This window comes from Sporosarcina sp. FSL K6-3508 (assembly GCF_038615825.1).
In the GTDB taxonomy this organism is placed as follows: Bacteria; Bacillota; Bacilli; order Bacillales_A; family Planococcaceae; genus Sporosarcina; species Sporosarcina newyorkensis.
Genome location: NZ_CP152016.1, coordinates 1345569 through 1371036 on the forward strand (window position 1 = coordinate 1345569; position 25468 = coordinate 1371036).

Annotated in this window: 24 protein-coding genes and 1 riboswitch; of the genes, 20 read left to right on the plus strand and 4 right to left on the minus strand. The window is 42.4% G+C overall.

All coding sequences use genetic code 11. From position 1 onward, the window contains the following. The 4 genes from MKX97_RS06250 to MKX97_RS06265 all read left to right on the plus strand — a co-directional run bounded on the left by MKX97_RS06250 (position 1) and on the right by MKX97_RS06265 (position 3855). Positions 1–750, plus strand: a complete 750-nt coding sequence (locus tag MKX97_RS06250) for an amino acid ABC transporter ATP-binding protein (RefSeq protein WP_340758592.1) — start codon at positions 1–3, stop codon at positions 748–750. Between the two features lie 260 nt (positions 751–1010). Beyond that, complete coding sequence (locus tag MKX97_RS06255; protein WP_340758593.1) at positions 1011–2021, plus strand: ABC transporter substrate-binding protein; 1011 nt, start codon at positions 1011–1013, stop codon at positions 2019–2021. Positions 2022–2039: 18 nt separating this feature from the next. Then, positions 2040–3083 (plus strand): ABC transporter permease, encoded by a 1044-nt coding sequence (locus MKX97_RS06260; RefSeq protein ID WP_078817708.1) that lies wholly within the window; start codon positions 2040–2042, stop codon positions 3081–3083. Beyond that, on the plus strand, positions 3058–3855 hold the full coding sequence (locus MKX97_RS06265; protein ID WP_340758594.1) for an ABC transporter ATP-binding protein: 798 nt from the start codon (positions 3058–3060) through the stop codon (positions 3853–3855). Before MKX97_RS06260 ends, MKX97_RS06265 begins: the two co-directional genes overlap by 26 nt. 46 nt (positions 3856–3901) lie before the next feature. On the opposite strand, the gene MKX97_RS06270 is transcribed toward MKX97_RS06265, so the two are convergent. Then, positions 3902–4996, minus strand: coding sequence for a branched-chain amino acid aminotransferase (locus MKX97_RS06270; RefSeq protein WP_340758595.1), 1095 nt, complete (start codon positions 4994–4996; stop codon positions 3902–3904). A gap of 134 nt (positions 4997–5130) precedes the next feature. Between MKX97_RS06270 and MKX97_RS06275 the strand changes: the two genes are divergently transcribed. The 3 genes from MKX97_RS06275 to MKX97_RS06285 all read left to right on the plus strand — a co-directional run bounded on the left by MKX97_RS06275 (position 5131) and on the right by MKX97_RS06285 (position 8015). Then, a complete protein-coding gene (locus MKX97_RS06275; protein WP_340758596.1) occupies positions 5131–6255 on the plus strand; it encodes an FAD-binding oxidoreductase in 1125 nt (374 codons plus the stop codon). A gap of 69 nt (positions 6256–6324) precedes the next feature. Continuing rightward, the gene (locus MKX97_RS06280; RefSeq protein ID WP_340758597.1) at positions 6325–7236 is read left to right on the plus strand and encodes a pseudouridine-5'-phosphate glycosidase; all 912 of its coding nucleotides are present in this window, start codon (positions 6325–6327) and stop codon (positions 7234–7236) included. A 20-nt stretch (positions 7237–7256) separates the two neighbouring features. Continuing rightward, positions 7257–8015, plus strand: coding sequence for an exodeoxyribonuclease III (locus MKX97_RS06285; RefSeq protein ID WP_342537200.1), 759 nt, complete (start codon positions 7257–7259; stop codon positions 8013–8015). A 35-nt stretch (positions 8016–8050) separates the two neighbouring features. On the opposite strand, the gene MKX97_RS06290 is transcribed toward MKX97_RS06285, so the two are convergent. Next, on the minus strand, positions 8051–9283 hold the full coding sequence (locus tag MKX97_RS06290) for an MFS transporter (RefSeq protein WP_342537201.1): 1233 nt from the start codon (positions 9281–9283) through the stop codon (positions 8051–8053). A 74-nt stretch (positions 9284–9357) separates the two neighbouring features. Here MKX97_RS06290 and MKX97_RS06295 point away from each other — a divergent pair, with 74 nt between their 5' ends. The 3 genes from MKX97_RS06295 to MKX97_RS06305 all read left to right on the plus strand — a co-directional run bounded on the left by MKX97_RS06295 (position 9358) and on the right by MKX97_RS06305 (position 12632). Next, on the plus strand, positions 9358–10287 hold the full coding sequence (locus tag MKX97_RS06295) for an AEC family transporter (RefSeq protein ID WP_342537202.1): 930 nt from the start codon (positions 9358–9360) through the stop codon (positions 10285–10287). A 174-nt stretch (positions 10288–10461) separates the two neighbouring features. After that, positions 10462–10563: riboswitch (purine riboswitch) on the plus strand. 129 nt (positions 10564–10692) lie between these two features. Further along, entirely contained in the window at positions 10693–11277 is a 585-nt protein-coding gene (locus MKX97_RS06300) for a xanthine phosphoribosyltransferase (RefSeq protein ID WP_342537487.1), read from the plus strand. Next, a complete protein-coding gene (locus MKX97_RS06305) occupies positions 11277–12632 on the plus strand; it encodes a nucleobase:cation symporter-2 family protein (protein ID WP_342537203.1) in 1356 nt (451 codons plus the stop codon). Before MKX97_RS06300 ends, MKX97_RS06305 begins: the two co-directional genes overlap by 1 nt. 555 nt (positions 12633–13187) lie before the next feature. Here the strand turns inward: MKX97_RS06305 and MKX97_RS06310 are convergent. Beyond that, on the minus strand, positions 13188–14414 hold the full coding sequence (locus MKX97_RS06310; protein ID WP_078818701.1) for an IS110 family transposase: 1227 nt from the start codon (positions 14412–14414) through the stop codon (positions 13188–13190). Between the two features lie 992 nt (positions 14415–15406). Between MKX97_RS06310 and MKX97_RS06315 the strand changes: the two genes are divergently transcribed. The 4 genes from MKX97_RS06315 (at position 15407) to MKX97_RS06330 (ending at position 18476) form a co-directional block, all read left to right on the plus strand. Next, on the plus strand, positions 15407–16444 hold the full coding sequence (locus MKX97_RS06315) for a DUF1835 domain-containing protein (protein WP_340758602.1): 1038 nt from the start codon (positions 15407–15409) through the stop codon (positions 16442–16444). Between the two features lie 52 nt (positions 16445–16496). Then, positions 16497–16850 (plus strand): DUF2200 domain-containing protein, encoded by a 354-nt coding sequence (locus tag MKX97_RS06320; RefSeq protein ID WP_340758604.1) that lies wholly within the window; start codon positions 16497–16499, stop codon positions 16848–16850. Between the two features lie 122 nt (positions 16851–16972). Further along, positions 16973–18010 carry a beta-carotene 15,15'-monooxygenase gene (locus MKX97_RS06325; RefSeq protein ID WP_342537204.1) on the plus strand — a complete coding sequence of 346 codons (1038 nt, stop codon included), beginning with the start codon at positions 16973–16975 and terminating at the stop codon, positions 18008–18010. A 181-nt stretch (positions 18011–18191) separates the two neighbouring features. Beyond that, positions 18192–18476, plus strand: a complete 285-nt coding sequence (locus tag MKX97_RS06330; RefSeq protein ID WP_342537205.1) for a hypothetical protein — start codon at positions 18192–18194, stop codon at positions 18474–18476. A 527-nt stretch (positions 18477–19003) separates the two neighbouring features. Here MKX97_RS06330 and MKX97_RS06335 read toward each other — a convergent pair. Next, a complete protein-coding gene (locus MKX97_RS06335) occupies positions 19004–19912 on the minus strand; it encodes an aldo/keto reductase (protein ID WP_078816431.1) in 909 nt (302 codons plus the stop codon). A gap of 62 nt (positions 19913–19974) precedes the next feature. Between MKX97_RS06335 and MKX97_RS06340 the strand changes: the two genes are divergently transcribed. The 6 genes from MKX97_RS06340 to MKX97_RS06365 all read left to right on the plus strand — a co-directional run bounded on the left by MKX97_RS06340 (position 19975) and on the right by MKX97_RS06365 (position 25133). Next, positions 19975–20526 carry an NUDIX hydrolase gene (locus tag MKX97_RS06340; protein WP_342537206.1) on the plus strand — a complete coding sequence of 184 codons (552 nt, stop codon included), beginning with the start codon at positions 19975–19977 and terminating at the stop codon, positions 20524–20526. A 62-nt stretch (positions 20527–20588) separates the two neighbouring features. Next, entirely contained in the window at positions 20589–21101 is a 513-nt protein-coding gene (locus MKX97_RS06345) for a hypothetical protein (RefSeq protein ID WP_078816433.1), read from the plus strand. Between the two features lie 96 nt (positions 21102–21197). Continuing rightward, the gene (locus MKX97_RS06350; RefSeq protein ID WP_009497191.1) at positions 21198–21668 is read left to right on the plus strand and encodes a Fur family transcriptional regulator; all 471 of its coding nucleotides are present in this window, start codon (positions 21198–21200) and stop codon (positions 21666–21668) included. Between the two features lie 44 nt (positions 21669–21712). Continuing rightward, positions 21713–22612, plus strand: coding sequence for a site-specific tyrosine recombinase XerD (gene xerD, locus MKX97_RS06355; RefSeq protein WP_342537209.1), 900 nt, complete (start codon positions 21713–21715; stop codon positions 22610–22612). A 23-nt stretch (positions 22613–22635) separates the two neighbouring features. Continuing rightward, a complete protein-coding gene (deoB, locus tag MKX97_RS06360; RefSeq protein WP_078816435.1) occupies positions 22636–23829 on the plus strand; it encodes a phosphopentomutase in 1194 nt (397 codons plus the stop codon). An 8-nt stretch (positions 23830–23837) separates the two neighbouring features. Next, on the plus strand, positions 23838–25133 hold the full coding sequence (locus tag MKX97_RS06365; RefSeq protein WP_078816990.1) for a pyrimidine-nucleoside phosphorylase: 1296 nt from the start codon (positions 23838–23840) through the stop codon (positions 25131–25133). The last annotated feature ends 335 nt before the right edge of the window (positions 25134–25468 follow it).

The following is a 25468-nucleotide window of genomic DNA, read 5'->3' on the forward strand; positions in this document are numbered from 1 at the left end:
ATGTCTTTCATTGAAGTACGTAACTTAAAGAAATCATTTGGACCATTAGAAGTATTGAAAGACTTAACCTTTAATGTAGAGAAAAATGATGTTTTGGCAATCATCGGACCTTCAGGTTCAGGTAAGAGTACAATGCTTCGAAGTTTGATTCAGTTGGAGGAAGTAGAAGGGGGCAGTATTGCTGTGGATGGCGATCATCTAGTGAAGGATGGTCTTTATGCTAAATCGGCAGACAGTAAAAAAATCATCGCGAAAATGGGAATGGTATTTCAGCAATTCAACTTATTTCCGCATTTGACAGTCAAACAAAATTTAGAATTGGCACCGAAGCTTGTAAAAAAAGAACAAGCGAAAGAATATAGTGATAGAAGCATTGAATTATTAGAGAAAGTCGGTCTGGCTGACAAACGAGATGAGTTTCCTTCTAGGCTTTCGGGAGGCCAAAAACAACGTGTGGCCATCGCGAGAGCTTTGATGATGAATCCGGATATTTTATTGTTTGATGAACCGACGTCTGCATTGGATCCGCAGCTGACAAAAGAAGTACTGCAAGTAATGAAAAAGCTTGCGGAAGAACATATGACGATGATAGTTGTTACTCATGAGATGGAATTCGCGAGCAATGTCGCAAACCGAGTGATTTTTATGGATAAAGGATTGATTGTCGAAGAAGGGAACCCACAGAAAGTTTTAAAATCGCCAAAGGAACTGCGCACGAAACAATTTTTAAACTATGAATTAAGTGAATAAAAGATAAGAGTAATTTTTTTGTTTAGCCAAGCGAGGTAACTAGCGCTTGGCTAATTACAGTTTAATTATCTCTCTGCTTCTATAATTTTCTTAATTAATACATAATAATGACAAGAAGATCTTCGATTTATGGGAATTTACTTAAAATATCGAATAATGCATTGACGGATAACTTAGTAGAGTGTACGATAACGTATAATTATTGCCTTTTCTGAATATATCGACAAGGTAATAGAGAGAAAAGTATAGGGGGATTTTCTATGAAGAGACGTTGGATGACTTATGCAGCAGCGCTATTTAGTATCGTGCTCATCTTAGCTGCATGTGGAGGGAAAAAGGAGTCATCAGGTTCATCGGCAAACGATCAAAATGATGATAATGAAAAAGAGGGAGAAAAATACACGATCGGCGTGACACAAATTGTTGAACACCCATCTTTAGATTCTGCACTAAAAGGTTTTGAAAAAGCGATTGAAGATGCAGGGTTAGATGTTGAATACGATAAACAAAATGCGCAAAATGACAATAGTTCAAACTCTACGATTGCTAATAACCTGGCAGGAGCTGGAGTAGATTTGATTTTCGCCAACTCTACACCAAGTGCTCAGGCAGCGGCAAGCGCTACACAAGATATCCCAATTGTCTTTACATCTGTTACGGATGCAGTAGCGGCAGAACTGGTTGCTTCCAATGAAGAACCTGGTGGAAATGTGACGGGCACAATTGATAACCATCCTGATGCAATCTCGAACACAATGAAATTTTTGAAAGAACAAATTGGTGCCAAAAAAGTAGGTATGATCTTTAACTCTGGAGAGCAGAATTCACGTCTTCAAGTAGATCAGGTGAAAGAAATTTTGAAAGATATGGACATGGAAGTAGTCGAAGCTTCTGTTGCTACATCTGCTGACGTGAAACAGGCAGCTGAGTCATTGGTTGGTTCAGTCGACTCACTGTATATCATTACAGACAATACAGTAGTTTCGGCTTTGGAATCCGTCGTTTCTGTTGCAAATGATAATAAGATTCCGATGATGGTTGGGGAATTCGATTCAGTTGAAAGAGGAGGCCTGGGGGCTTACGGCTTCGAATACTACGATATCGGTTATGAAGCGGGTGAAATGGCAGCGAAGATTCTAAAAGGGGAAGCAACTCCTGATTCTTTACCTGTACAAGTTCCCCAGAATTTAAAATTAGTAGTGAATAAGAAGACTGTTGAAACAATCGGTCTTGAAATCCAAGACGATTGGAATGCCGAAACGGTAGAATAAGTTAGGAGATGATCTTGCATGTTTTCAGCTGTATTTGGCTCAGTTGAGCAGGGCATCATCTATGCGATCATGGCGCTCGGAGTGTATCTTACATTCCGAGTGCTTGATTTTCCAGATTTGACGGTGGACGGAAGTTTTGTGACAGGAGCAGCAGTGGCGGCCACGATGATTGTATTTGATTACCATCCACTCGTTGCAACACTAACCGCAATTGTCGTCGGTTTTTTTGCGGGATGTATAACAGGCTTATTACATACCAAAGGAAAAATCAATCCACTTTTATCCGGAATCCTCATGATGATAGCTCTCTACTCGATAAACCTTCGGATAATGGGACTGACTACTGAAAGTTCAGTAGGACGCCCGAACATCCCGCTCTTGAATGCAGAAACGATTTTCAGCAAGTTCCAAGGTTTTTGGAGCGACCTTGGAATTGATGGGGCTATAAATGGCTTCCTGTCAGGCCTGGGTATTGAACATTTACCTGCGACATGGGGCACTTTGTTCTTGATGATCTTGGTGACGATCCTGATTAAATTGATTGCCGATTGGTTTTTGCAGACGGAAGTCGGATTGGCTATACGTGCGACGGGAGATAATAAAAAAATGATTCGCAGCTTTTCCGCGAATACAGATACTCTCGTAATTTTAGGATTAGGAATTTCCAATGCATTGGTGGCATTTTCAGGCTCATTGATAGCCCAGTATGGTAAGTTCGCTGATAATGGAATGGGAATTGGAATGATCATCATAGGTTTGGCTTCTGTCATAATTGGTGAGGCGATATTCGGAACAAAAACAATTTTCCGTACGACATTGGCGGTCATCTTCGGAGCTGTCATTTATCGAATTGTGTTAGGTCTTTCCTTGCGAGTGAAGTTTCTTGACTCCGGCGATATGAAATTGATTACTGCGATCATTGTGATCGCGGCATTGATTATCCCGCAAATTTTAGAAAAGAGACGGGAAAAAGCCCGAAAAGCACGTAGACAAGCCGAGCGAATGGAAATGAAAGCAGCACAAGGGGGTCATAGGATTGTTGAAACTGGATCAAATCAATAAAACGTTCAATGAAGCTACCCCAGACGAAAAAGTGGCGCTCGACCAGATTAATCTTCATTTGCATCCTGGTGATTTTGTTACAGTAATCGGGAGTAATGGAGCAGGGAAGTCCACGATGATGAATATGATATCAGGTGCATTGACGCCTGACTTTGGTAGTATTTTCATCAACGGTAAAGACGTAACGAGATTAGCCGAGTTTAAGCGTTCGAAAATGATCGGGCGGGTGTTTCAAGATCCGATGGCAGGCACGGCGCCGACAATGACGATAGAAGAGAATTTGGCGATGGCTTATTCACGTAATAAACGTCGTTCGCTTCATCGCGGTGTAGACAAAAAGCGGAAAGAATTGTTCCGTACGTCTCTTGAAACATTGCACTTGAATTTAGAAAACCGAATGTCCGCTAAAGTGGGATTGTTATCTGGCGGGGAGCGGCAAGCGCTGTCGCTGTTAATGGCTACGTTTACTCAGCCGTCAATTTTATTGCTGGATGAGCATACGGCGGCACTAGACCCTTCTCGTGCAGAGTTGATCACGGATTTGACGAAGAGGTTAGTCGAGCATGATAAGTTGACAACTTTGATGGTAACGCATAATATGCAGCAGGCCCTGGACCTTGGAAATCGTTTGATCATGATGGATAAGGGACAGATCATATTAGAAGTGGAAGAAGAAGAAAAGCAAGGCTTGACAATTGCGAAGCTGATGGATGAATTCCAACGAATTCGTGGTGAGCAGTTGACAAGTGATGCTGCGTTGCTATCTGTATAAATAAGAAATAGCCCCTATCCATGGATAGGGGCTATTTCAATCTTGGTCAAGCAAGTTGAGCAATATGTTTTTTGATTTCGTAGACCCAATTGAAAGGATCGTTTTCTTTGCCTGTTTGGATATTTGTCAGTGTGTCGTACAGTTTTTTTGAAAGCTCTCCAGTTTCTCCATTGCCGATGATCATTTTATAGCCATCCCAATTCAGTTCGCCTACTGGAGAGATGACAGCGGCTGTTCCAGTACCGAAAACTTCTTCTAGCTGCCCATTTTCATAGGCATTTCGAATTTCGTCCATCGAAATTTTTCGTTCGGCCACAGGTACATCCCAATGACGCAGTAGCTGTAGGATAGACTTCCGTGTGATACCTTCCAGAATACTGCCGTTGATTGCAGGCGTCACTACTTCTCCATTGATTTTGAAGAAAATGTTCATGCTGCCGACTTCCTCTACGTACTTACGTTCCACACCGTCTAACCAAAGCACTTGTGAGTAGCCTTGTTGGTCGGCTACTTCTTGCGCTTTTAATGCGGAAGCATAGTTGCCCGCTGTTTTCGCGCTTCCTGTTCCGCCTTTTGTGGCGCGAACAAATTCATTTTCAACCAGAATCTTTATAGGATGGATTCCCTCTTTATAATAAGAACCTACCGGAGAAAGAATCATGAAAAATTGATATTTCTTTGCCGGTGCTACGCCAAGGAAAGCTTCCGTTGCAATTACAAATGGTCGAATATATAATGAAGTCCCATCGAGAGTCGGAATCCAATCTTTGTCGATTTGCAGAAGCTGGTTTAGTGCGTATAGGGCATTCTCTTCATCGATTCGCGGCATGCACAAACGATCCAATGAATAATTGAGGCGTTTCATATTTTCTTCAGGACGGAACATACGGATCGTTCCTTCTTCCGATTTATATGCTTTCATTCCTTCGAAAACTGTTTGCCCATAATGGAAGACGATAGCTGCAGGATCAAGCGTCAGTGGTGCATAGGGTACGATACGGTGACTGTGCCAGCCTTTGCCTTCCTCGTAATCTACGATGAGCATGTGATCCGTAAATGTTTTCCCGAAAACTAAAGTTGCTGGATCTGGCTTTTCTTTTTTGCTTTGTGTAAGTTGTATTTGCATAGGTACTCTTGTCATAATCATCAGATCTCCTCTGGATGTAGAATATTCCGAAAAATCTTTCGAATAGAATCATTATACTGCTTTTTTAGAAAAAATAAAGTGAAAAATTTGTCGAATTTGAAAAGTATATAAAAAGGAGTTAATTTAGTATGAAGAAAATCATTATTATCGGTGCGGGGATCGTCGGAATTTCTGCTGCGTATCATCTATCCAATCAAGATGTGGAAGTCATTGTAATCGATCGACAGGAACCAGGGCAAGCGACGAGAGCGGCGGCAGGCATTATCTGTCCTTGGGCTTCGCAGCGACGAAACAAGGCATGGTATGCACTAGCAACAGCAGGAGCAGCCTATTATCCCGAGTTGATTCGATCACTGGAAGAGGAAGGAGAAACTGAAACAGGATATAAGAAAGTTGGAGCCTTGGCTATCCATACCGAGCGTGAACGTTTACATAAGAAAATAGATTTATTGGAATGGCGCAAAAAATCATCTCCCGAAATCGGAGAAGTGGAGTTATTGGACATGACGCAAACGGCGAAATATTTCCCTGCGCTCTCAGACGAATATAGTTCTGTTAGAATCACAGGGGCTGCCAAAGTGGATGGCCAGGCGTTGCGCGAAGCCTTAGAGCGAGTCGTGGTAAAAAGAGGGGTGCAGTTGATTAAAGGTTCTGCCGTTCCTTACATGACAGGTGGGAGTGTCAGTGGTGTCATCGTTAGAAATCAGATAATCGAAGGGGATCAAGTCATTTTAGCTGCAGGTGCATGGGCCAGTGAATTTACAGAGCCTTTAGGGAAGAAGCTGCTAGTCTATGGCCAGAAAGCGCAAATCCTTCACTTGCAGACATCATACAAATCATCAGGGGATTGGCCGGTCATCATGCCACCTGCCACACAATATATCGTGCCTTTTGAAGATGGGAAATTTGTTGCAGGGGCAACACATGAAAATACAGACAATTTTGATACTCGGCCAACAGCTGGTGGTATACTAGAAGTATTGACGAATGTTTTACCGGTGGCGCCGGGTTTGAAGGAAGCTGAAATTGCTGAGGTTAGAGTTGGAATTCGACCACACACACCGAATTTCATGCCGGTCATTGGCCGATTGCCCGATCATCCGATGATTTGGGTAGCCAACGGACTCGGGTCTTCAGGCTTAACAGTGGGCCCGTTCGTCGGTAAATTGTTGTCCCAGTTGGTGTTGGATCAACCGACGGGATGGAATCTGGAAAGCTATCAGGTCGAACAAATCATTGCTGAAGAACATTGAACAAATGATAGAGTATGTTTATCTTTGGTATGGGGGGTAAAGTTATTGAACGGTAAAGGGGGAACTCAGATGAGAAGATATGTATCTTATTCGGAAGAAGTCAAAGAAGCGATGAAATATGGCAAACCTTTAGTTGCGTTGGAGTCGACAATCATCACATATGGAATGCCTTATCCAGAAAATGTGAAAGCTGCACGTGAGGTTCAGCAGATTATTCGTGAAAACGGAGCAGTACCTGCCACGATTGCAATCATGGACGGCAAGATTAAAATAGGGTTGTCGGATGAAGAGCTGGAACGTTTCGGAGATAGCAAAGGGGTTATCAAAGCGTCCAGAAGAGATATAAGTTATCTTATCGCTACCAAGCAGCCTGGCGCTACGACTGTAGCAGCATCTATGTTTTTCGCGGATTTGGCGCGTATACGTGTATTCACGACAGGTGCAATTGGTGGGGTTCATCGTGGTGTCGAGGAGACGATGGATATTTCTGCGGACTTAGAGGAATTTGCCTGTACGAGTGTAGCGGTCGTTTGTTCAGGGGCTAAATCTATACTTGATTTAGGTAAGACACTCGAATACTTGGAGACTAAAGGAGTACCAGTAATGGGCTACCGTACGGATATTTTTCCTGCTTTTTATACGAGAGGCAGCGAACATCGTGTAGACTATCAAGTGGACGATATCGAATTAATGGCGGAAATGCTGCGTGTCAAATGGAATCTCGGTCTAGAAGGCAGTGCGATAATTGCCAATCCAATTCCGGAAGAATATGCGATGGATCAGCTCCATATGGATCAGCTTGTATCGAATGCGTTGATTGAGGCGAAACAATTAGGCATAAGCGGTAAAGAACTTACCCCGTATATGTTGAAGAAAGTCCAAGAGTTGACGGACGGAAAAAGTTTGGATGCGAATATCGCATTGGTGAAATCGAATGCGGCACTGGCTGCAAAATTAGCTGTTAGTTTCAATGGCAATTAAATTAGATAGGTTGTGTAAAGTTGAAAGTAGTATCTTGGAATGTCAATGGCATACGGGCTTGTGTGAAAAAAGGCTTCAATGACTTTTTTGAGCAAATAGAAGCGGATATTTTCTGTGTCCAGGAAATCAAATGCCAGGAAGGGCAAATTGAACTGCCGTTTGAAGGATATGAACACTATTGGAATTATGCGGAGAAAAAAGGGTATTCCGGTACGGCTGTTTTTACGAAGCAACGACCGCTTTCTGTCCAATTTGGATTGAATGGGAAAGATAGCGAAATGGAAGGCCGTGTACTGACGCTAGAGTTTGAAGAGTTTTACTTAGTAAACTGTTATACTCCGAATTCACAGAGAGACTTGGCACGTCTTTCCTACAGATTAAAATGGGAAGATGAAATGCTCGCTCATTTAACAGAACTTAACGCACAGAAACCTGTTATTTACTGTGGGGATTTGAATGTTGCACACGAAGAGATTGATATTTGCAATGTGAAATCCAACTATGGCAATTCAGGGTTTACGAAAGAAGAGCGTGCGAAGATGACACGTTTGCTTGATTCGGGATTCATTGATACGTTTCGCTATTTGCACCCTGACCAAGAAGGGGCTTATACGTGGTGGTCCTATATGCGGGATGTCAGAGCCCGTAATATTGGCTGGCGAATTGACTATTTGCTCATTTCAAATCGTCTTCAGTCCGCTCTTCAAACTAGTGAAATCCATGCAGAGATCTTAGGAAGTGATCATTGTCCAATTTCTGCAGAGTTTGTATTTGAATGAAAAAAGAGCAAGTGCAACAGCACTTGCTTTTTTAGTCATGAAGTCTTTGGATCTTGAGATATGATTCGATTTTTTCCTGCATACATTCCGCTTACGAATACCAAGAATGCGATAAACATGAATGCATAGAGCGGAGTTGTCCAAGATCCTGTCCAGTCGTGCAAATAACCGAAAAGAACAGGACCGACCGCTGCAAGTAGGTATCCGACGGACTGTGCCATGCCGGAAAGAGAAGCGGCTTCTTCTGGTGTGCTGGTCCGCAATGTGAAGAACATCATCGATAGACCAAATGCGGAGCCTCCACCTAGTCCGATGAAAATCATCCATAACGCAGTCAAGTTTTCGCTGCCGAATTGTACGCCGGCATATCCGATAAAATAACATGCAAATATAGCGACGACAAGCACGCGTTGATTTTTCAATCTATCTGCAATCATCGGTATGATAAACAACATCGGTAATTGTGCGAATTGGACTAGAGACAGCATCCAGCCAGCTGCTTCGTTTGATAAGCCGGTCGTCTGAAGAACCACGGGTATCCAAGAAGAAGTTGTATAGAACAAAAAGGATTGGAAGCCCATGAAAAAAGTGACGCTCCAGGCAATGGGTGAACGCCAAAGTGGAGTTTTCGGACGTGTTTTCAAGTCTTTCGTTACTTCTTTTTCGGTATCCGGTTTTTTTCGGATTTGCGGAATCCACACGATGATAGCTATGAATGTAATGACACCCCAGATGCCGAGCGCACCTTGCCATCCATATACAGTATTATTAGCAATGGGCGCAGCGATTCCGGACGCGAGTGTTGCGGATATATTCATAGAAACGGAATACAAGCCTGTCATCAATCCGATATGTAATGGAAAACTCAGTTTCAGCAAGCCGGGGAGCAGGACGTTCGCAAAAGCGATGCCTACACCTATTAAAAATGTACCAATTAGTAGTAAGCTGCTAGATCCAACAGAGCGCAGAGTAATACCTGCCATTAGTACAATCAGCGAATAAAAAAGAGTGGGCGCCATGCCGTATTTTTTTGATATACGAGGCACGAATGGTGAAACAATAGCAAAAGCGAGCAACGGAATCGTTGTCAAGAAGCCCGCTAACGAATTGGATATTTGCAATTGGTCTCGAATGGCCCCGATAATAGGTCCTACAGATGTAAGTGGTGATCGAATCGTTGCGGCGATAAATAGAATGCCGGCTAACAGGATCCACTGACTCTTTGGAAAATGTAAATGTTTGTTCGGTCGTACGTTTTTTGAATTCAAAATAGTGAAGCCTCCTATTAATGAAGATCGGTCCAAGAAGTATATGGCTATAAGAACAGAAAGGAGATCTCCTAGTGGAATATTTACTCATAGTCTTCGTAAATGTTATCACACCGATGCTAATTTTATTAGCAATTGGGGTTGTTTTGCAAATAAAATTTACTTTTAACGTTAAGGCGTTAGGGAATATCTTAACGTATTGTCTCATCCCGGCTGCTGTTTTCATGAATTTATACCATACAGTAATCAATGTGGAAGTCTTGCTGGATGTTTTAATTTTTGTTGTATTATTCAGTACTTCGCTGATTGTCATTGGTCATCTATTCAGTAAAATGCTGCGTCTGAACCGCCAGCAATCTGCAGTAATGAAAAATAGTATTGTCCTCATTAACTCAGGTAACTATGGATTGCCGGTCAGCCAATTGGTTTTCCATGCAAACCCGCTCGGTGTCTCGATTCAAATTGTCTTGATCGTCTATCAAAATCTACTGACGTATTCCTATGGTTTATATAATCTAGTTTCTGCGACACAATCCGGAGCGGCCATTCTGAAACAATTTATCAAGATGCCGATCATTCATGCACTTTGGCTCGGGGCACTTCTTAACTTGGCAAACATCCAATTGCCTCACTTCATTGAATTGCCGATCGAGCATTTATCCAACGCGTTCATCGCGATTGCACTCATTACATTAGGCGCACAATTGGCGCAAATAAAAGTGAAGGCGCTATGGAATCGACTGATTTTCCTGAGCGCATTTGGGCGCCTCATTCTTTCACCAACTGTTGCGCTTCTTTTTATCTTGCTGTTGAAGATTGACGGTGTCACAGCCCAGTCTTTATGGATCGCAAGTTCATTCCCGACGTCAAGGAACAGTTCCACTCTGGCATTGGAGTATGACATAGAGGCTGAACTGGCAGCGCAAATTGTCTTGTTCACTACTGTGATCAGCAGCTTTACAGTCGGCTTGGTGATTTATTTGTCCTCTATCATTTTTGTTTGAGTAATGGGAAAAAAGAGAGTGGAATAGCAGTCATTGCTTTTTATTACATCTCGTCTGAAGTTATGATACATATTTTTTTGACAGGAATATGTCCAAGCTCCAAAAGGAAAGGATCCAATGAGTTTAATTGGAAGAATTAAGTATTGAAATGTTGTCGAATCATGCTATACTATTACCATTCAGTTAAATAGAACTCATATAATCGCGGGAATATGGCCCGCAAGTTTCTACCGATCTACCGTAAATGGGTCGCCTATGAGGAGTATGAAAAGCAGATTTCTTTGTCGTTCGACAGGAAAATGCTTTTTCATCTTTAAAAGCGTAGATGCCGCTCTCTCATAGTTTATATGGGGAAATGGCATGTACGCTTTTTTTATTCGTACATTTGAAGGGAGCAAAACACAAGTGGAGTTGTTAAAAGAAAAGATTCGACAAGAAGGTAAAGTATTATCGGAAGAGGTATTGAAAGTCGATTCGTTTTTAAATCATCAAATCGATCCAGTACTAATGCAGGAAATCGGGAAGGAATTCGTCGCGCGGTTTAGTGACCAGAACATCACAAAGATCGTCACGATTGAATCTTCAGGAATTGCTCCTGCCACGATGGCCGGCCTAATTTTAGGTGTACCTGTCGTCTTTGCGAGAAAACGAAAATCTCTTACATTGACGGATCATCTCTACTCCGCAAAAGTACATTCATTCACGAAAAATGAATCAAATGATATTTCGGTTTCTAAAGATTTCATTTCTAATGAAGACACCGTGTTGTTGATTGATGATTTCTTAGCGAATGGACAAGCAGCACTCGGATTAATAGATATTGCAGAACAAGCAGGCGCAAAAATCGCTGGTGTAGGTATTGTCATTGAAAAAGCATTCCAACCAGGCGGGGAATTAATACGTAAGGCCGGAGTTCGACTGGAATCATTGGCGGAACTTCAGTCCTTGCAGGATGGAAAAGTGCAATTCGTCGGGGAGGAAACCTTCTAATGAAAACTACCTTGCTTGGTTTTCAACATTTATTAGCTATGTATGCTGGAGCTGTATTAGTCCCTCTGATCGTTGGGAACGCTATCGGTTTGACACCAACACAGCTGACGTATCTCGTGTCGATTGATATTCTGATGTGCGGAATTGCAACGATTTTACAAATTTCGCGTAATAAATATTTCGGTATTGGCTTGCCTGTTGTGCTCGGCTGTACGTTCACGGCAGTCGGCCCAATGATTTTGATTGGAAATGAATATGGGATTTCGGCTATTTACGGTGCGGTCATCGCTTCTGGAGTGATTATCTTTTTCATCAGCCGGTTTTTTGGAAGCTTAGTTCGTTTCTTCCCTCCAGTTGTAACAGGTTCGGTCGTGACAATTATTGGAATTACATTGATTCCAGTTGCGATAAATAATATGGGTGGCGGTCAAGGGGCTGCTGATTTTGGCTCACTGACGAATATTGGTTTGTCATTTGGTACCTTGTTGTTTATCGTGCTGATGTATAGATTCTCTACAGGTTTCTTGCAGTCGATTGCGATCTTGCTTGGATTGGTAGGAGGTACTGTGGCGGCTGTATTCTTAGGCATCGTGGACTTTTCAAATGTACAAGATGCTTCCTATGTGCATATGGTGCTTCCGTTTTACTTAGCGACACCAACTTTTCACTTGTTGCCGATTGCAATCATGACGTTGGTTGCAATGGTTTCATTAGTAGAGTCGACAGGTGTGTATTTCGCGCTTGGAGACATTTGTGATGAAGAGATTGATAAAAGTAAACTGGAAAAAGGTTACCGTGCAGAAGGATTGGCTTCTGTCATCGGTGGAATTTTCAATGCCTTTCCATATACGACGTTTTCACAAAATGTTGGTTTAATGCAGTTGTCAGGTGTCAAATCACGCCGCGTCATTTTAGTGACAGCGGTCATGCTGATTTCATTGGGCTTCTTACCGAAAGTTGCAGCACTTGCTACAATCATCCCGAATGCTGTCCTTGGAGGGGCGATGGTTGCGATGTTCGGAATGGTGGTCGCTCAAGGAATTAAAATGCTGAGCCCAGTCATATCAAAATCTCAGGACAATGCAATGATTGTTGCGTGTTCGATTGGAATTGGTCTAGGGGTCTCAGTTGTACCGGATCTGTTTGCAAAATTGCCAGACAGTGTGCAAATTTTAACGAGTAATGGGATAGTGTTAGGGAGTTTAACTGCGATTTTCTTAAATATCATCTTCAATATGGTGCCTTCGGGAAAGAAGCAGACAAAACAGAAAGCTAGTGAAACGAAGACACAGCCAGTTACGATGAAAGAAGGTCCTTCTTCCGTATTGGTAAGTGCTTCTGCTCAAAGTGAATAAATGAAAAATGTATAACCAATAAAAGAGGCTGGGACAAAAGGATTCAAAACGATAAAAAACCGAACGATTACAAAACATTCCAACGAAGTTTTGTAAAATTGTTCGGTTTTTTCTAATGCAAAGGTATTGCAGATTTGGAGCTGCCTATGGGATTTCCGCTGCGGGCAGGGACGCTTTCTTACCTCTAGTCAAGGGTTTTGTTAGAATAAAAGATACGTACTATGATTTACTATCCGAATAGGCGTGTGAAACCACAGCTAGTGAGCACCCCGGGATTTCCGCTCCAGACGGTACGCTTTCCGGGGGGCGTGGCCTTGAGCCTCCTCGTTCGCTTCGCTTCCTGCGGGGTCTCAAGACGCACGCTGATCCCCCAGGAGTCGACCGTCTTCCGCTCCAATCCTATATAGCGAGCGAAAGAAGCCATCCCCCGTCATGATCTAATTGCTTAAACTGAAAAAATTAGTAAAATCTGAGCTTTATTTTTGCATATGCTAAATAGACCTAACGAATTGCTGTTTTTCGAAAGGAGAAATGTGCTATAGTAAAGCTATCCTTTTACGCACTAGCCATGGCGAATGCATAGTTATAGGGGATGCTGTGTTGAATAAGGTGAAATGCGACTTTCAGGAACTTATTCACACAAGCGATCACCGCAACCTTATGAGGCTTACTCTGGGGTTGCTTTTTTAATTGGTCATAGTAATCAACAATGGTATTTTGTGTTCGTTTTCGTAAAGAAATCATGGAAATAACCATGAAGTACAGAATCTTCCTTAACCTACGGTTCCCACGTTTATTGATTCGATCTTGATAGTGGAGCTTCCCTGACTGATACCGTTGAATATCAATACCGGCGTACGCATTCACCTGTTTGTTATTTTGAAAACGGCGAATGTCTCCCAACTCTCCAATAATCCGAACAGCGGTAGCTTCTCCAATGCCTGGAAAAGATATGAGCACTTGAAAATCGCTACGTTCCTTTGAAAGTTGGACCATCTGTTTGATGATCTCTTTTTTCTGGCGTTTCAGTTCTTTGACTCGTTGGGCACACTCCTTTAGGTGCTGACACCGCACATCTGTCGCCTGAATGGCTGGATAGGAATTTTCAGCAGCTGCCAGTAGAAGTGCTGCCTTTTTCTCCGCTTGTTGAAGTGATATATTTTTGAGCGAAGTCTCTTTCACTCGGCTCTGTATCTCTTCCAACGATAAACCCTTTATCAAATCTGGATGAGGGTAATGTTGTACGATTTGTAAGAAGTGAAGAGAACTCCTAGAGAACACGTCTTCCAATAAGGGAAAGCTTAACTGCAGAAATGCATGTAATCGGTTCGCATATTGTCGACTTTCATGTTCTAAATCGTCGTAGTACCTTCCCAATGCCCGCATTTGTTCAAAATATTCTTCGTGTACATAGGTTTTATTCCGCTCTGTCTTGAAATGCGATTTAGCTAGTTCATGTGCATCGCTGATATCCGTTTTGTGTCGCCGCATACTACCTGTAGCCATTTGTAGTTTAGCTTGTAGAGGATTTATACGGCTATAAGGATATTGCTCGTTCTGTAGGAAGCGCTCTAGGCCCTGCGAATAAACACCGGTTGCCTCGAATACGATTTCTGGTAGTTGACCGTCTAGTTTCCTAACTAAATTAATCTGTTCTTTTAGTGAACGGAACCCCACTGTTGTATGTTCCACTTCACCTTCGTAATGACACTGCTGATTGTCGTCATAGATCACCACCGCGCTTTTTCCCATACTGACATCAAACGCCATTACATAACTCATCTTGTTTCCTCCTTTTGACCATTCATAGAAGTCTTCACAGTGCCTCATCGATTCCACTTTCTTATACACGATCTCGAAGATCCAACATACTAAACTGATTCAAATAAGGATGTGAAGTGAGTCGGTTTCCTTGTACGGATTCTAAGATCCCAGCGTCCCTGCGACTTTCCTTCACTTCTACCATAAAAAATAGTAGCACAAACCATGGACTTGGTCTGTACTACTAATGTTAGTATGTTTCCGCGGGGCGCAGGTGAGCCTCCTCGTCCGCTTCGGAAACCGGTGCTCCTAACGCTTCGCTTATACTCGCAAAAGCCGTTCTTCGTTACGGCTTTTCCTGTGGGGTCTCACCATTTGCGCTACATCCCGCAGGAGTCGCCCTGCCCTCCGCTTCAATCCCGATTTTTCGTGTACAAGGCAGTTTGATAGCAATTTTACATAATTGTAAACCCTGAAATATGGAGTAAGCACCGAGTTTCTATGCTTAATAATTGAACATAGCCAAACTTTCTGTATTTGGGGCAAAGGCAACTGCCCTACCGAACAAAACGTAGGATTTGCCCGGAAGGCAGGGCGACTCCGGGAGGATCAGCGTGTGTCTTGAGACCCTGGACTGAGCGAAAGCCGTAGCGAAGGACGGCTTTTGCGAGTAAAAGCGAAGCGTTAGGAGCACGTGCTGTATAATTTCTGCAAAGAAGCGCAGAAATTATACAAATCGAACCCTTCGCTGTTCGATTGGCTCAAGCCACGCCCTCCGGAAAGCGTCCCGGCCTGGAGGGCAAATCCCTAACCGCACACTAAGTAACCCGAACCTTTTTGTGTTTTTTGCGATCGTTCGTCTTTCATTATGAACAAATTAGTTTTGTCCCAGCCCCTTTTTTATTGGTAAAAATATCAGGGGGGTAAGTGGCTGGTATGGTATAATTATGGAAAGGTTCGACTTTTGAATTAACTTCTGTCTTTCCTTAGGACTAAAGCAGAGGAGGATGAAAATGGAGGATATAAATTGGTTGAAACAAGCTATCTCTAAATTAGATGAGCAAGAAGCAAAGGCGCTATTGCATGTGTTGCTAGTGCGTTCTGAACAGCATGAAGAAAATGAACTGAGCGAAATACTGCAGTCGGTGAAAGAATCATTGCGTCGTCTTTCAAAAAATGATGGGAAAATAGAAGGTCTGGAGACTGTACATATTGTGTTCGGAGATTCTACGGGAGGGAGTTTAAAAGCTTCATTTCGTGAAACTTCATACGAATTAACAGAGGAGATTATCGTATTGTCCGACAACTTTTCGGTCGGTCCTATAGAATCCCTTCATACAAGAAAAGGGCTTGAATCTCGTTTTCAATGGTTTAAGGAGAATTATCATCCGTTCTTCGATGATTTTGAACAGTATAAAGCAGGTATGGTAAAAGCGGTTGAGAAAATAAAAGCAATAACACCTGATCAACAGGTCGTTATTTGGACCGGTGAGAACGCTGCAGAGCAAACAGGGTTACGCATCGTACTTTATTTATTGGACAAGAAACCAAATAAAGTCCTAGAGCTCAATACATTTAAAGCTTTCCATGAAAACTTTATGTATTCGCAACTTGAAGAGGAGTTGTTTCCTCGTACATCTGGCGAACTGACTCCCGAGCGACTTCTGCTATTCTATGAACAATTTGAACTTAGACCAATGCGTTTAGCGAAACGACATGCGCTTTGTGACGAAGGGAAGAACTTATTGCGAATGGAAAGTCTTTTGAGAACATGGGAGCATGGGGAACTTTGGCACTCAAATGTCGATCGAGACGATGATATCATTATTCGTTGTGCAAAGTACCTGCATAAAGAACAAAGTACATATAATTTTATGAAATCAGCTCGCTTGATTGGCGAAGTGATCGGTCATATGCAGCAATATACGGGAGATGAGTGGATAGAATTTCGACTCCGAGCGTTGATTTCCAAAGAAGTTTTTGTATACAGAGGGGATCTTCAGGCAATGCGGCTATATGAAGTAAAATTAAATGAAGAGTTCCTGCGTTGAGTTTCATAAAGTACTGAATTTTTTTAATACGAAATAATTAGGAGGAAATATCATGACAAAACATAAGATTTATACAATGAGTGTTGCAAAGGTCTATCCCCATTATATTGTGAAAGCGGAGAAAAAAGGGCGTACCAAATCAGAAGTCGATGAAATCATTCGTTGGTTGACAGGATACAGTCAAGAAGAGTTTGAAGTACAACTGGAAAACCAGACAGACTTTGAGACCTTCTTCGCGGAAGCTCCTCAATTGAATCCTGCAAGGGCTTTGATCAAAGGAGTAATCTGTGGTATTCGAGTGGAAGAAATTGAAGAACCGATAATGCAGGAAATCCGCTATTTGGATAAGTTAATCGATGAGTTGGCAAAGGGAAAAACGATGGAGAAGATTTTGCGGAAAGGATAATTAAAAGCTAGGGATAGTGATTTTTAATTGTGCTTTCTTTTGTTAGGAATACAGGATCTGTAAAGAAGTAACGTCATATTTTATGAAAATTATTAAAATCGAAAATGACTGAGGTGAAAATTATGGTGTTTAAAAAAGTTTCACTCCATATGATATGGCCAACCTTATTTTTTATCGTACTTGTTTCCAACTTTGCATTATACCGTTCTTCTTTGGGAATCAGCATATTGCCGGCTAATACCAATCCTGTGGTTCTTGGTTCACTAATTGACCTAACCATTGTAGCCCCGATTTTATTTTTAGCTTGGCAACGAAAATTAAGTTGGAAGTCTCTTCTTACCTTGATGGCAGGAGGACTGATCGTCGCACGATTTATGATTCCGATGCAATATCTAGCCCCCTTTAAGACGCTTACACTAGTAGGTTTTGTTATGGAGGGTGCGATCGTTTTACTCGAGGTATTATTGTTGTTCACTCTCTTTAACTATTTACCTGAAATCATCCGCATTGTAAAGAAGAATCCAATTCCGCTTTTATTCTCTTTTTCAAATGCGGTAGAGCAAAAAGTAAGAAAACATCCGATTATACAAGTTATATGTTCCGAAATGCTTATGTTCTATTATGCTTTTAGTCTTTGGAAAAAAGAACCTAAGTATAAAGAAAATACGTTTACTCTCTATAAAAATTCAAGTTTAATAGCATTTCAAGTGATGATGATCCACGCCATCGTGGTGGAAACACTGGGTGTTCATTGGTGGTTGCATGATAAATCTTTGATTTTATCGCTAATATTGTTAGTTTTAAATATGTATTCTGTTGTTTTATTTTTAGGCGATATTCAGGCAATGCGCTTTAATCCCCTGCAAATTGAAAATGATCGTATGTATGTTTCATTGGGATTAATGAAACGTATGGAAATAAGGTGGGAGGATATCGAAGAGGTAATAGAAGATCGTTCTATATTGGAAAAAAAGCTGTCAAAGAACACTATTGATTTTGTGGCCCGCGATTTTGAGAAGACTTATCCAGATGTCATAATAAAATTAAAGCATCCAGGAGAAGCAACTTTGCTAATGGGCATAAAGAAAAAATATGAGCAAGTTGCTATACGAGTGGATGACTCAGTCAAATTTAAAGAAGTATTAAGAACAAAATTATAAGCCAAAAGCATTAATACTGATCTGCCGGCGTTTCCGAGATAATATATTTAACTGAACTTAAAACTATGAACTGTAGATGCGGTAGTAAATCTCCCACAAATGGTCGTGCTTGTTGGACAAAATTATACCTGAAGCGGATCGGAGTACAATGTTAATCTAATCAAGAAAGGATTGATTAACGATGAGTGTTCACCTTTTTAATTTCTTGTTTTATATTTTCCCGACAATCATTTTTGTCATTGCTTTAATTGGGATTGGATGGAGTGTGAGGAAAAGTAAGAGATATTTGATCGGTTATATTCTACTCTTGCTAGGAGCGGGAACCCATAACTATGGGTTACTAATCGTGCGAGCATGGGATGGGATGGCAATATCCCTGTTTTTGGGGGGTGGCTCTATTTTACTTGGTTTGTTAGTTCTTTTTATAACTTTAATTTATACGAAACTGGCAGCTAAACTAGTTTAAAATAAAATCCTCGTTCAACAGTAGTATCTGTGGCAGATCATTGGTCAAATATTTGTGGGTAGTTTCATCCTTTTATTATGTAGAGCAAAATTTATTAGGAAAGGAAACTGCGTAATGAATCTAATCATAGTGTTGTTCAGCTCCATACCTAGCTTGTAAGTAGCTCTATAATTCTTTGAGGCACCTTGCAAGCTTGGGTTGATCAAAGGAGCTGAATATATGTGAAAGACCGGTCAAGAGCGTATACTCGCCACCAACGCGAGCGAATTATTAAAAAGAAAGTATCGATTTTACGGGATATTCTTGGATACGAAGAACGGCATTTGCCCATTCGGGGGACCTTAAGCAAAGGAAAAGTACACTGTTCATGCAAGCTTTGTCGATATGAGCAAGTTTATGGTATACCTAAAGCCAAACATCGGGTGATATGGGAGGCGATGGAGAAGGAAATGGACATCTAGTCAATAAAGAACTGCCCGAAAAGTCAGGTAGAACCGACCGTTCGGATAGTTCTTTTTATTATTATCTTAACTTTCAACTCTATGCTGTTCATATCGATGCTGTGCCGTCGCGCGCGTCAGTTCATCTAGCAATTGCGGGTCAATTACTGTCTCATAGGCATTCAGTGTTTGCTGAAGTTGCTCAGGAGTTCGAGCGCCAATTAATGCAGAGGCTACAGCTGACTGCTTCAATGCAAAAGCAATAGCGGCTGCATGCAGATCCGTTGTTTTTTCAGAAAGCGCCTGCACAGTCTTCTGAAGATCCGTTTCTGAATAGGACGCGAAACCATTCATCTTTTCAGCTCGTGCATTGCCTTCATCTGTCAACAAGCCTTTCGCAATTGTACCTCGTGTAATTACGGATGCACCGTGCTGTTCAATCATCGGGAAATATTCTTCAGGTCTACGGTCCAGTAGGCTGTATTGCATCATGACAGAGACTGCACTGCCCTGTGCCAGAAACCGCTGAATGACAGTAGGGCGTATGGAAGAAATGCCGTATTCCCGAATGATCCCTTCTTTTTTCAACACCTTGAACGCTTCAATCGTTTCTTCCACGTTGTCTTCCATCGTGCCTCCATGTAGTTGGTACAAATCAATATAATCGAGTTGTAAACGCTGTAGGCTTTGCTTTACTGCTTTCATGATATGTTGCTTTGATGGATCCCACTTCCAGCCTTCCTCGCCTGCTGTCCATTTATTACCCGCTTTCGTCGCAATAATCAGATCTTTTCGTCTTTCTTTTAAAATAGTTCCTACAAGTTCTTCATTTGTTCCTTTATCATACAGATCTGCCGTATCGAAATAGTTGATGCCATTATCAATGGCAGCATCGAGTACCGATTGAGCCGCTTTCAGGTCAGTAGGTAATGACATACAGCCGAGTCCAAGTTCGGAAACTTGTAAATCACTGGAACCTATTTTTCGCTTCTTCATTTGCATCCCTCCTATACCTTTCATGGTACAATGAATTCGAGATAGAAAACCAATGGAAAGGGTTGAAAGTTTTGAAGTTTGAAGAACGCACCCTATCGACAGAAAAGATCTTTACAGGTAAAGTGATTTCAATGCAAGTGGATGAGGTCGAACTGCCTGACGGAAAAATTGCGAAAAGAGAACTGGTGAAACATCCGGGCGCTGTCGCGATCATCGCAATTACCGCAGAACGTAAACTGGTCTTAGTGGAACAGTTCAGAAAAGCGCTGGAACGAACGATGCTTGAAATCCCGGTAGGAAAAATCGAGCCAGGAGAAAAACCGGAACTGACAGCGATCAGGGAACTGGAAGAAGAAACTGGCTACCGTGCGAATTCATTTAAATATCTCCAAACCTTTTCCACCTCACCGGGCTTCGCGGATGAAATTATTCATTTATACATAGCGGAAGATTTGGAAAAAGTCGATCAACCTGCTGCAAGTGACGAAGATGAATTTATCGATGTACTGGAAGTGACAGTCGAAGAAGCAGAAGAATTGATCGCGAACGAACGAATCTATGATGCTAAAACGGTTGTCGGGGTTTGGTATGTAAAAAGTCTTCAATTTGATTAAAATTGAGCTAATTTAGGACGGACAAGCATATGTTGTAAAAACGATGCGGAGGTGTCCTAATTATGGCTCGATCATTGTCTTTTATTTATTTATTCGTTATACTCGCAATCAGTTATATTGGAGGGGCGTTGTTATTCAGGGAGTGGCCGATCAATGCATTGGAAACAATCGTCGGATTATATGATCAGCGAGTAGTGAAAGGGGCAGAAGCGTCCATCTGGTCTCCTATAATCGTGACGTTTACTTTCATTACGTTGATCATCATTCTGTCTAAATATAAGAGAGTCCGTTTTATCCTTCCGTTGATCGGGGCAACGAAATGCGTACTCTTCGGCCTTTCCTCTACATATTTACTGTCGACTGGCATGAAGCTTGTAATGTATGCCGTTTGGTGGTTCCCGTTTCAATTGGTCGGTTGCTTTCTTTACCTTATCTTATGCACCGTATTGAACCCGCCATTCTTTGTTGCACCGGCACTCAAGAAAGATCGTCCGCTTTCTGCTATTCCGTTGCTGATCGGATTGCTTTTAATCATCCAGCTATTGGAACTATCGATCTTTTATTTTATAAAATAAGCTCTATTAATAACCAGATAGAACTGATCATTTCCTTTCTATTGTCAACTTGAAAGACAGTTTGGTATAATGGAGACAATTTGAGGGGGGCGTCGTATGGAAAGCCGAATCGAACGGATCAAGAAGCAATTGCACGGGGCCAGCTATAAGTTGACGCCTCAGCGTGAAGCGACTGTAGCCGTTCTTCTTGAGAATAAAGAAGACCATTTAAGTGCGGAGGATGTATTCCTCTTAGTAAAAGAGAAAGCTCCAGACATTGGGCTTGCTACTGTTTACCGCACGTTGGAATTACTGACTGAATTAAAAGTTGTCGATAAAATTAATTTTGGCGATGGCGTGGCACGCTATGATTTGCGGGAAGAAGGCGCAGCGCGTTTCCATCACCATTTGATTTGCCTGGAATGTGGCGTCGTTGATGAAATTCAAGAAGACTTACTTGGTGAAGTGGAAAAAGTAGTGGAGAGCCGTTATGGATTTACGGTGAAAGACCACTGGCTGACCTTCCACGGAATTTGCAAACGTTGTAAAGATACAGAAAAGAAGAAAGAGGACGATGGGATGGCATAAGTGCTATCCTTTTTTACTTTTTCATTAGAAAGGGGTCACCTTTTATGAAAGAAGCACGGTTTGCGCTGGAAGACTATGTACACTTTTTGACAGTGGAGCGTCAGCTATCACAGAATACAGTGAAATCCTATCAGCGAGATCTGACTTCCTACATACGCTATCTAGAAAGTTTACAGTTGGAAACGCTTAATTCGATTGAACGTTCCACTGTTTTACAGCATATAAAAAAGCTAAAGGAAAGCGGCAAGTCTTCTCGCACACTTTCACGACATATTTCTTCAATCCGTTCGTTCCATCAATTTTTAGTGAGAGAACAACTCACGACACATGACTGTACCATCCATTTGGAACTTCCGAAAATTGAACAGAAGTTGCCGGATGTCTTGTCCATCCCAGAAATAGAGCAGCTGATGGATGTAGTGGATTGTACTGCACCCCAAGGATTACGAGATTTAGCACTTCTGGAGTTGTTATACGGGACCGGAATGAGGGTAAGTGAATTGATAGCGATTGATTTGGCTGATCTTCATTTGACAATGGGATTTGTCAGGGTCTTTGGTAAGGGAAGCAAAGAACGGATTGTGCCATTGGGACGTTCTGCAATTGATGCTTGTGGCAGTTATTTGAATGACGCGCGCCCGAAGTTTATTAGAGCCGGGCAGGACCCGGATGCTTTATTCGTCAATATGCATGGAAAGCGATTGACAAGACAAGGCTGTTGGAAGATTCTCAAGGATGCGGGGCAGAAAGCGAATATTCAAAAGGTGATTTCTCCGCATTTGTTGCGCCATTCATTCGCCACTCATTTAATCGAAAATGGAGCAGATTTGAGGGCAGTCCAGGAAATGCTTGGTCATGCTGATATTTCTACGACACAGCTTTATACGCATGTCAGCAAAAAGCGTTTGAAGGATGTATACAGCATGTATCATCCAAGAGCGTAATCCACTATATTGGAGGTTTTTTTATGAAAAAATTACGTTATAACCGAGTTCATTTAATCGTACTAGATTCAGTAGGCATTGGGGAAGCACCCGATGCCGAGGCTTTCGGGGATGTTGGAGCCAATACTCTTGGACATATCGGGGAAGAAATGGATGGTTTAAAGATGCCGAATCTGGAGCGGCTGGGACTAGCCAATATTGCGCCTGTCAAAGGATTGGTACCTCAAAAAGATGCATTGGGATATTATACAAAGATGGAAGAGGCATCAGTCGGTAAAGATACGATGACAGGGCATTGGGAAATCATGGGCTTACGCATAGATAAGCCGTTCAAAGTGTATCCGAATGGTTTTCCGCCAGAATTGATCGAGGAGCTGGAATTGAAAACGGGCCGTAAAGTGATCGGTAACAAGCCGGCAAGCGGAACGGAAATCATTGAAGAACTCGGTCAAGAACATATGGAAACGGGTGCAATCATTGTTTACACTTCTGCTGATCCTGTTCTTCAAATTGCTGCCCACGAGGAAATCATTCCAATCGAAGAACAATATCGTATTTGTGAAATTGCCAGAGAATTGACGTTGCGTCCGGAGTATCTGGTTGGACGTATTATTGCGCGTCCATTCGTTGGTGAACCGGGTAATTTTAAACGGACGACAAATCGTCATGATTACGCGCTGAAACCGTTCGGTAAAACAGTTATGAACGAGTTAAAAGATAAAGGATATGACGTTATCGCAATCGGTAAGATTGCAGATATTTATAATGGAGAAGGCGTGACAGAAGCCATTCGTACAAGCGGGAATATGGATGGAGTGGATAAACTGGTCGATGTGATGCAAAAAGAATTCGAAGGAATCAGCTTTATCAATCTAGTCGATTTCGATGCACTTTATGGCCATCGTCGTGATCCGATCGGTTACGGCAAGGCATTGGAGGAATTCGATGCGCGTATGCCGGAAATTATGGCAGCCCTTCAGCCGGACGATTTATTGATCATTACAGCAGATCACGGTAATGATCCAGTTCATGAAGGTACAGACCATACGAGAGAATATGTACCGTTGCTCGTCTATTCACCTGGCAATAAAGGGGCTGGGGAATTGCCGATACGTAAAACATTCTCTGACGTCGGCGCAACCATAGCTGAGAATTTCCAGGTAGACAAACCTGAATACGGAGAGAGCTTTTTATCTTTATTGAATAGGGAGGACTAATCGGCATGCTGCGCATAGTGGATATCATTGAGAAGAAACGAGACGGGGAAGTACTGACAAAAGAAGAAATCGAATTTTTTGTCACTGGCTATACAAATGGATCCATACCGGATTATCAGGCAAGTGCGTTTTTGATGGCTGTCTTTTTTCAGAAGATGACAACGGAAGAGCAAGGCCATTTAACAATGGCTATGGCAGAGTCAGGCGATCAGATAGATTTGTCAGCCATTGAGGGAGTGAAAGTGGATAAGCATTCCACTGGAGGCGTGGGGGATACGACTACGTTGATTTTAGCTCCGTTAGTCGCCGCTTGTGGTGTGCCGGTTGCCAAAATGAGTGGTCGAGGACTTGGCCACACAGGCGGTACGCTTGATAAGCTCGAAGCAATTGAAGGATTCCATGTGGAAATTTCGACGGAGCAGTTCATTCAGCAAGTGAATGAACTAAAAATCGCCGTGATCGGACAAAGCGGAAACTTGACACCTGCCGATAAGAAGTTATACGCGCTGAGAGACGTCACGGCGACAGTGGACAGTATCCCGCTTATCGCAAGCTCCATTATGAGTAAGAAACTTGCGGCGGGTGCAGATGCGATTGTCTTGGATGTCAAGACGGGCGCCGGCGCGTTCATGAAGACATTGGAAGACTCTCGTCAGTTAGCGGACGCGATGGTGGCAATCGGCAATGAAGTAGGACGTAACACGAGTGCCGTCATCTCGGATATGAGTCAACCGTTAGGGCTCGCTATAGGTAACGCGTTAGAAGTAAAAGAAGCGATTGAGACACTGCAAGGTAAAGGACCAGCCGATTTGACGGAACTTTGCTTAGTTCTTGGCAGTAAAATGTTGCTGGCTGCCGGCAAAGCAGCATCCGATGTAGATGCACGGGCTCAGTTGCAAAGCGTCATTAAAAATGGTGAAGCGTTACGCCTATTCGGCGAATTAATCAAAGCACAAGGCGGTAACGCGGAAGTTATAGCAAATCCTGATCTCCTTCCGCACGCACAGTATCAAATCGAAGTACCTGCTAAACAAAGCGGCTATGTAAGCGAGATCGATGCAGACGAGGTAGGAGTAGCAGCAATGCTGTTAGGAGCCGGTCGCGCCACAAAAGAAGATGTCATCGATTTGTCAGTTGGAATTGTCTTATGCAGAAAAATCGGAGACTACGTCAAAGAAGGCGAACCACTCGCCATTCTTCATTCGAATAAGCAGCAAGTGGACGATTCTATCAAGCTGCTGCAGGACCATATATACATCTCCGCCGAAAAAGCAGAAGCACCATCCTTAATTCATTCTTTATAAATAATAAAGCCATATGTCCAGGTGATTCCGCGAAGAAGGAATCTGCCGGGACATATGGCTTTTTTTGTTGTTTATGTGTAAAACAGTTTTTCAATGTACATACTCTTATTTAGCTTGAGATAGTTTAACCAATTGTAAAGCTAAGTGAACTCCAGTGTACTCTTGGCGGGAGGCAATCCCTCAGCGGCGCAGCGGTATCAATGTGCATCCCAGTGTCCCTTATCTTGGACACATTAAAAGTCGAGCGACGAGACAACAAAAGAGTAATGTCGTTGAATACACTTCGGCGCTAGCGGATGGCTCCCGCGATAAGCCAGTCAGGAAGACCGCCTGTC

Excerpts from the sequence above, each read along its gene's own strand:
- MKX97_RS06250 (WP_340758592.1), top strand. The coding sequence starts at position 1 with ATGTCTTTCATTGAAGTACGTAACTTAAAGAAATCATTTGGACCATTA.
- MKX97_RS06255 (WP_340758593.1), top strand. The coding sequence starts at position 1,011 with ATGAAGAGACGTTGGATGACTTATGCAGCAGCGCTATTTAGTATCGTG.
- MKX97_RS06260 (WP_078817708.1), top strand. The coding sequence starts at position 2,040 with ATGTTTTCAGCTGTATTTGGCTCAGTTGAGCAGGGCATCATCTATGCG.
- MKX97_RS06270 (WP_340758595.1), bottom strand. The coding sequence starts at position 4,996 with ATGACAAGAGTACCTATGCAAATACAACTTACACAAAGCAAAAAAGAA.
- MKX97_RS06275 (WP_340758596.1), top strand. The coding sequence starts at position 5,131 with ATGAAGAAAATCATTATTATCGGTGCGGGGATCGTCGGAATTTCTGCT.
- MKX97_RS06280 (WP_340758597.1), top strand. The coding sequence starts at position 6,325 with ATGAGAAGATATGTATCTTATTCGGAAGAAGTCAAAGAAGCGATGAAA.
- MKX97_RS06305 (WP_342537203.1), top strand. The coding sequence starts at position 11,277 with ATGAAAACTACCTTGCTTGGTTTTCAACATTTATTAGCTATGTATGCT.
- MKX97_RS06310 (WP_078818701.1), bottom strand. The coding sequence starts at position 14,414 with ATGAGTTATGTAATGGCGTTTGATGTCAGTATGGGAAAAAGCGCGGTG.
- MKX97_RS06315 (WP_340758602.1), top strand. The coding sequence starts at position 15,407 with ATGGAGGATATAAATTGGTTGAAACAAGCTATCTCTAAATTAGATGAG.
- MKX97_RS06320 (WP_340758604.1), top strand. The coding sequence starts at position 16,497 with ATGACAAAACATAAGATTTATACAATGAGTGTTGCAAAGGTCTATCCC.
- MKX97_RS06325 (WP_342537204.1), top strand. The coding sequence starts at position 16,973 with ATGGTGTTTAAAAAAGTTTCACTCCATATGATATGGCCAACCTTATTT.
- MKX97_RS06330 (WP_342537205.1), top strand. The coding sequence starts at position 18,192 with ATGAGTGTTCACCTTTTTAATTTCTTGTTTTATATTTTCCCGACAATC.
- MKX97_RS06335 (WP_078816431.1), bottom strand. The coding sequence starts at position 19,912 with ATGAAGAAGCGAAAAATAGGTTCCAGTGATTTACAAGTTTCCGAACTT.
- MKX97_RS06345 (WP_078816433.1), top strand. The coding sequence starts at position 20,589 with ATGGCTCGATCATTGTCTTTTATTTATTTATTCGTTATACTCGCAATC.
- MKX97_RS06350 (WP_009497191.1), top strand. The coding sequence starts at position 21,198 with ATGGAAAGCCGAATCGAACGGATCAAGAAGCAATTGCACGGGGCCAGC.
- xerD (WP_342537209.1), top strand. The coding sequence starts at position 21,713 with ATGAAAGAAGCACGGTTTGCGCTGGAAGACTATGTACACTTTTTGACA.
- deoB (WP_078816435.1), top strand. The coding sequence starts at position 22,636 with ATGAAAAAATTACGTTATAACCGAGTTCATTTAATCGTACTAGATTCA.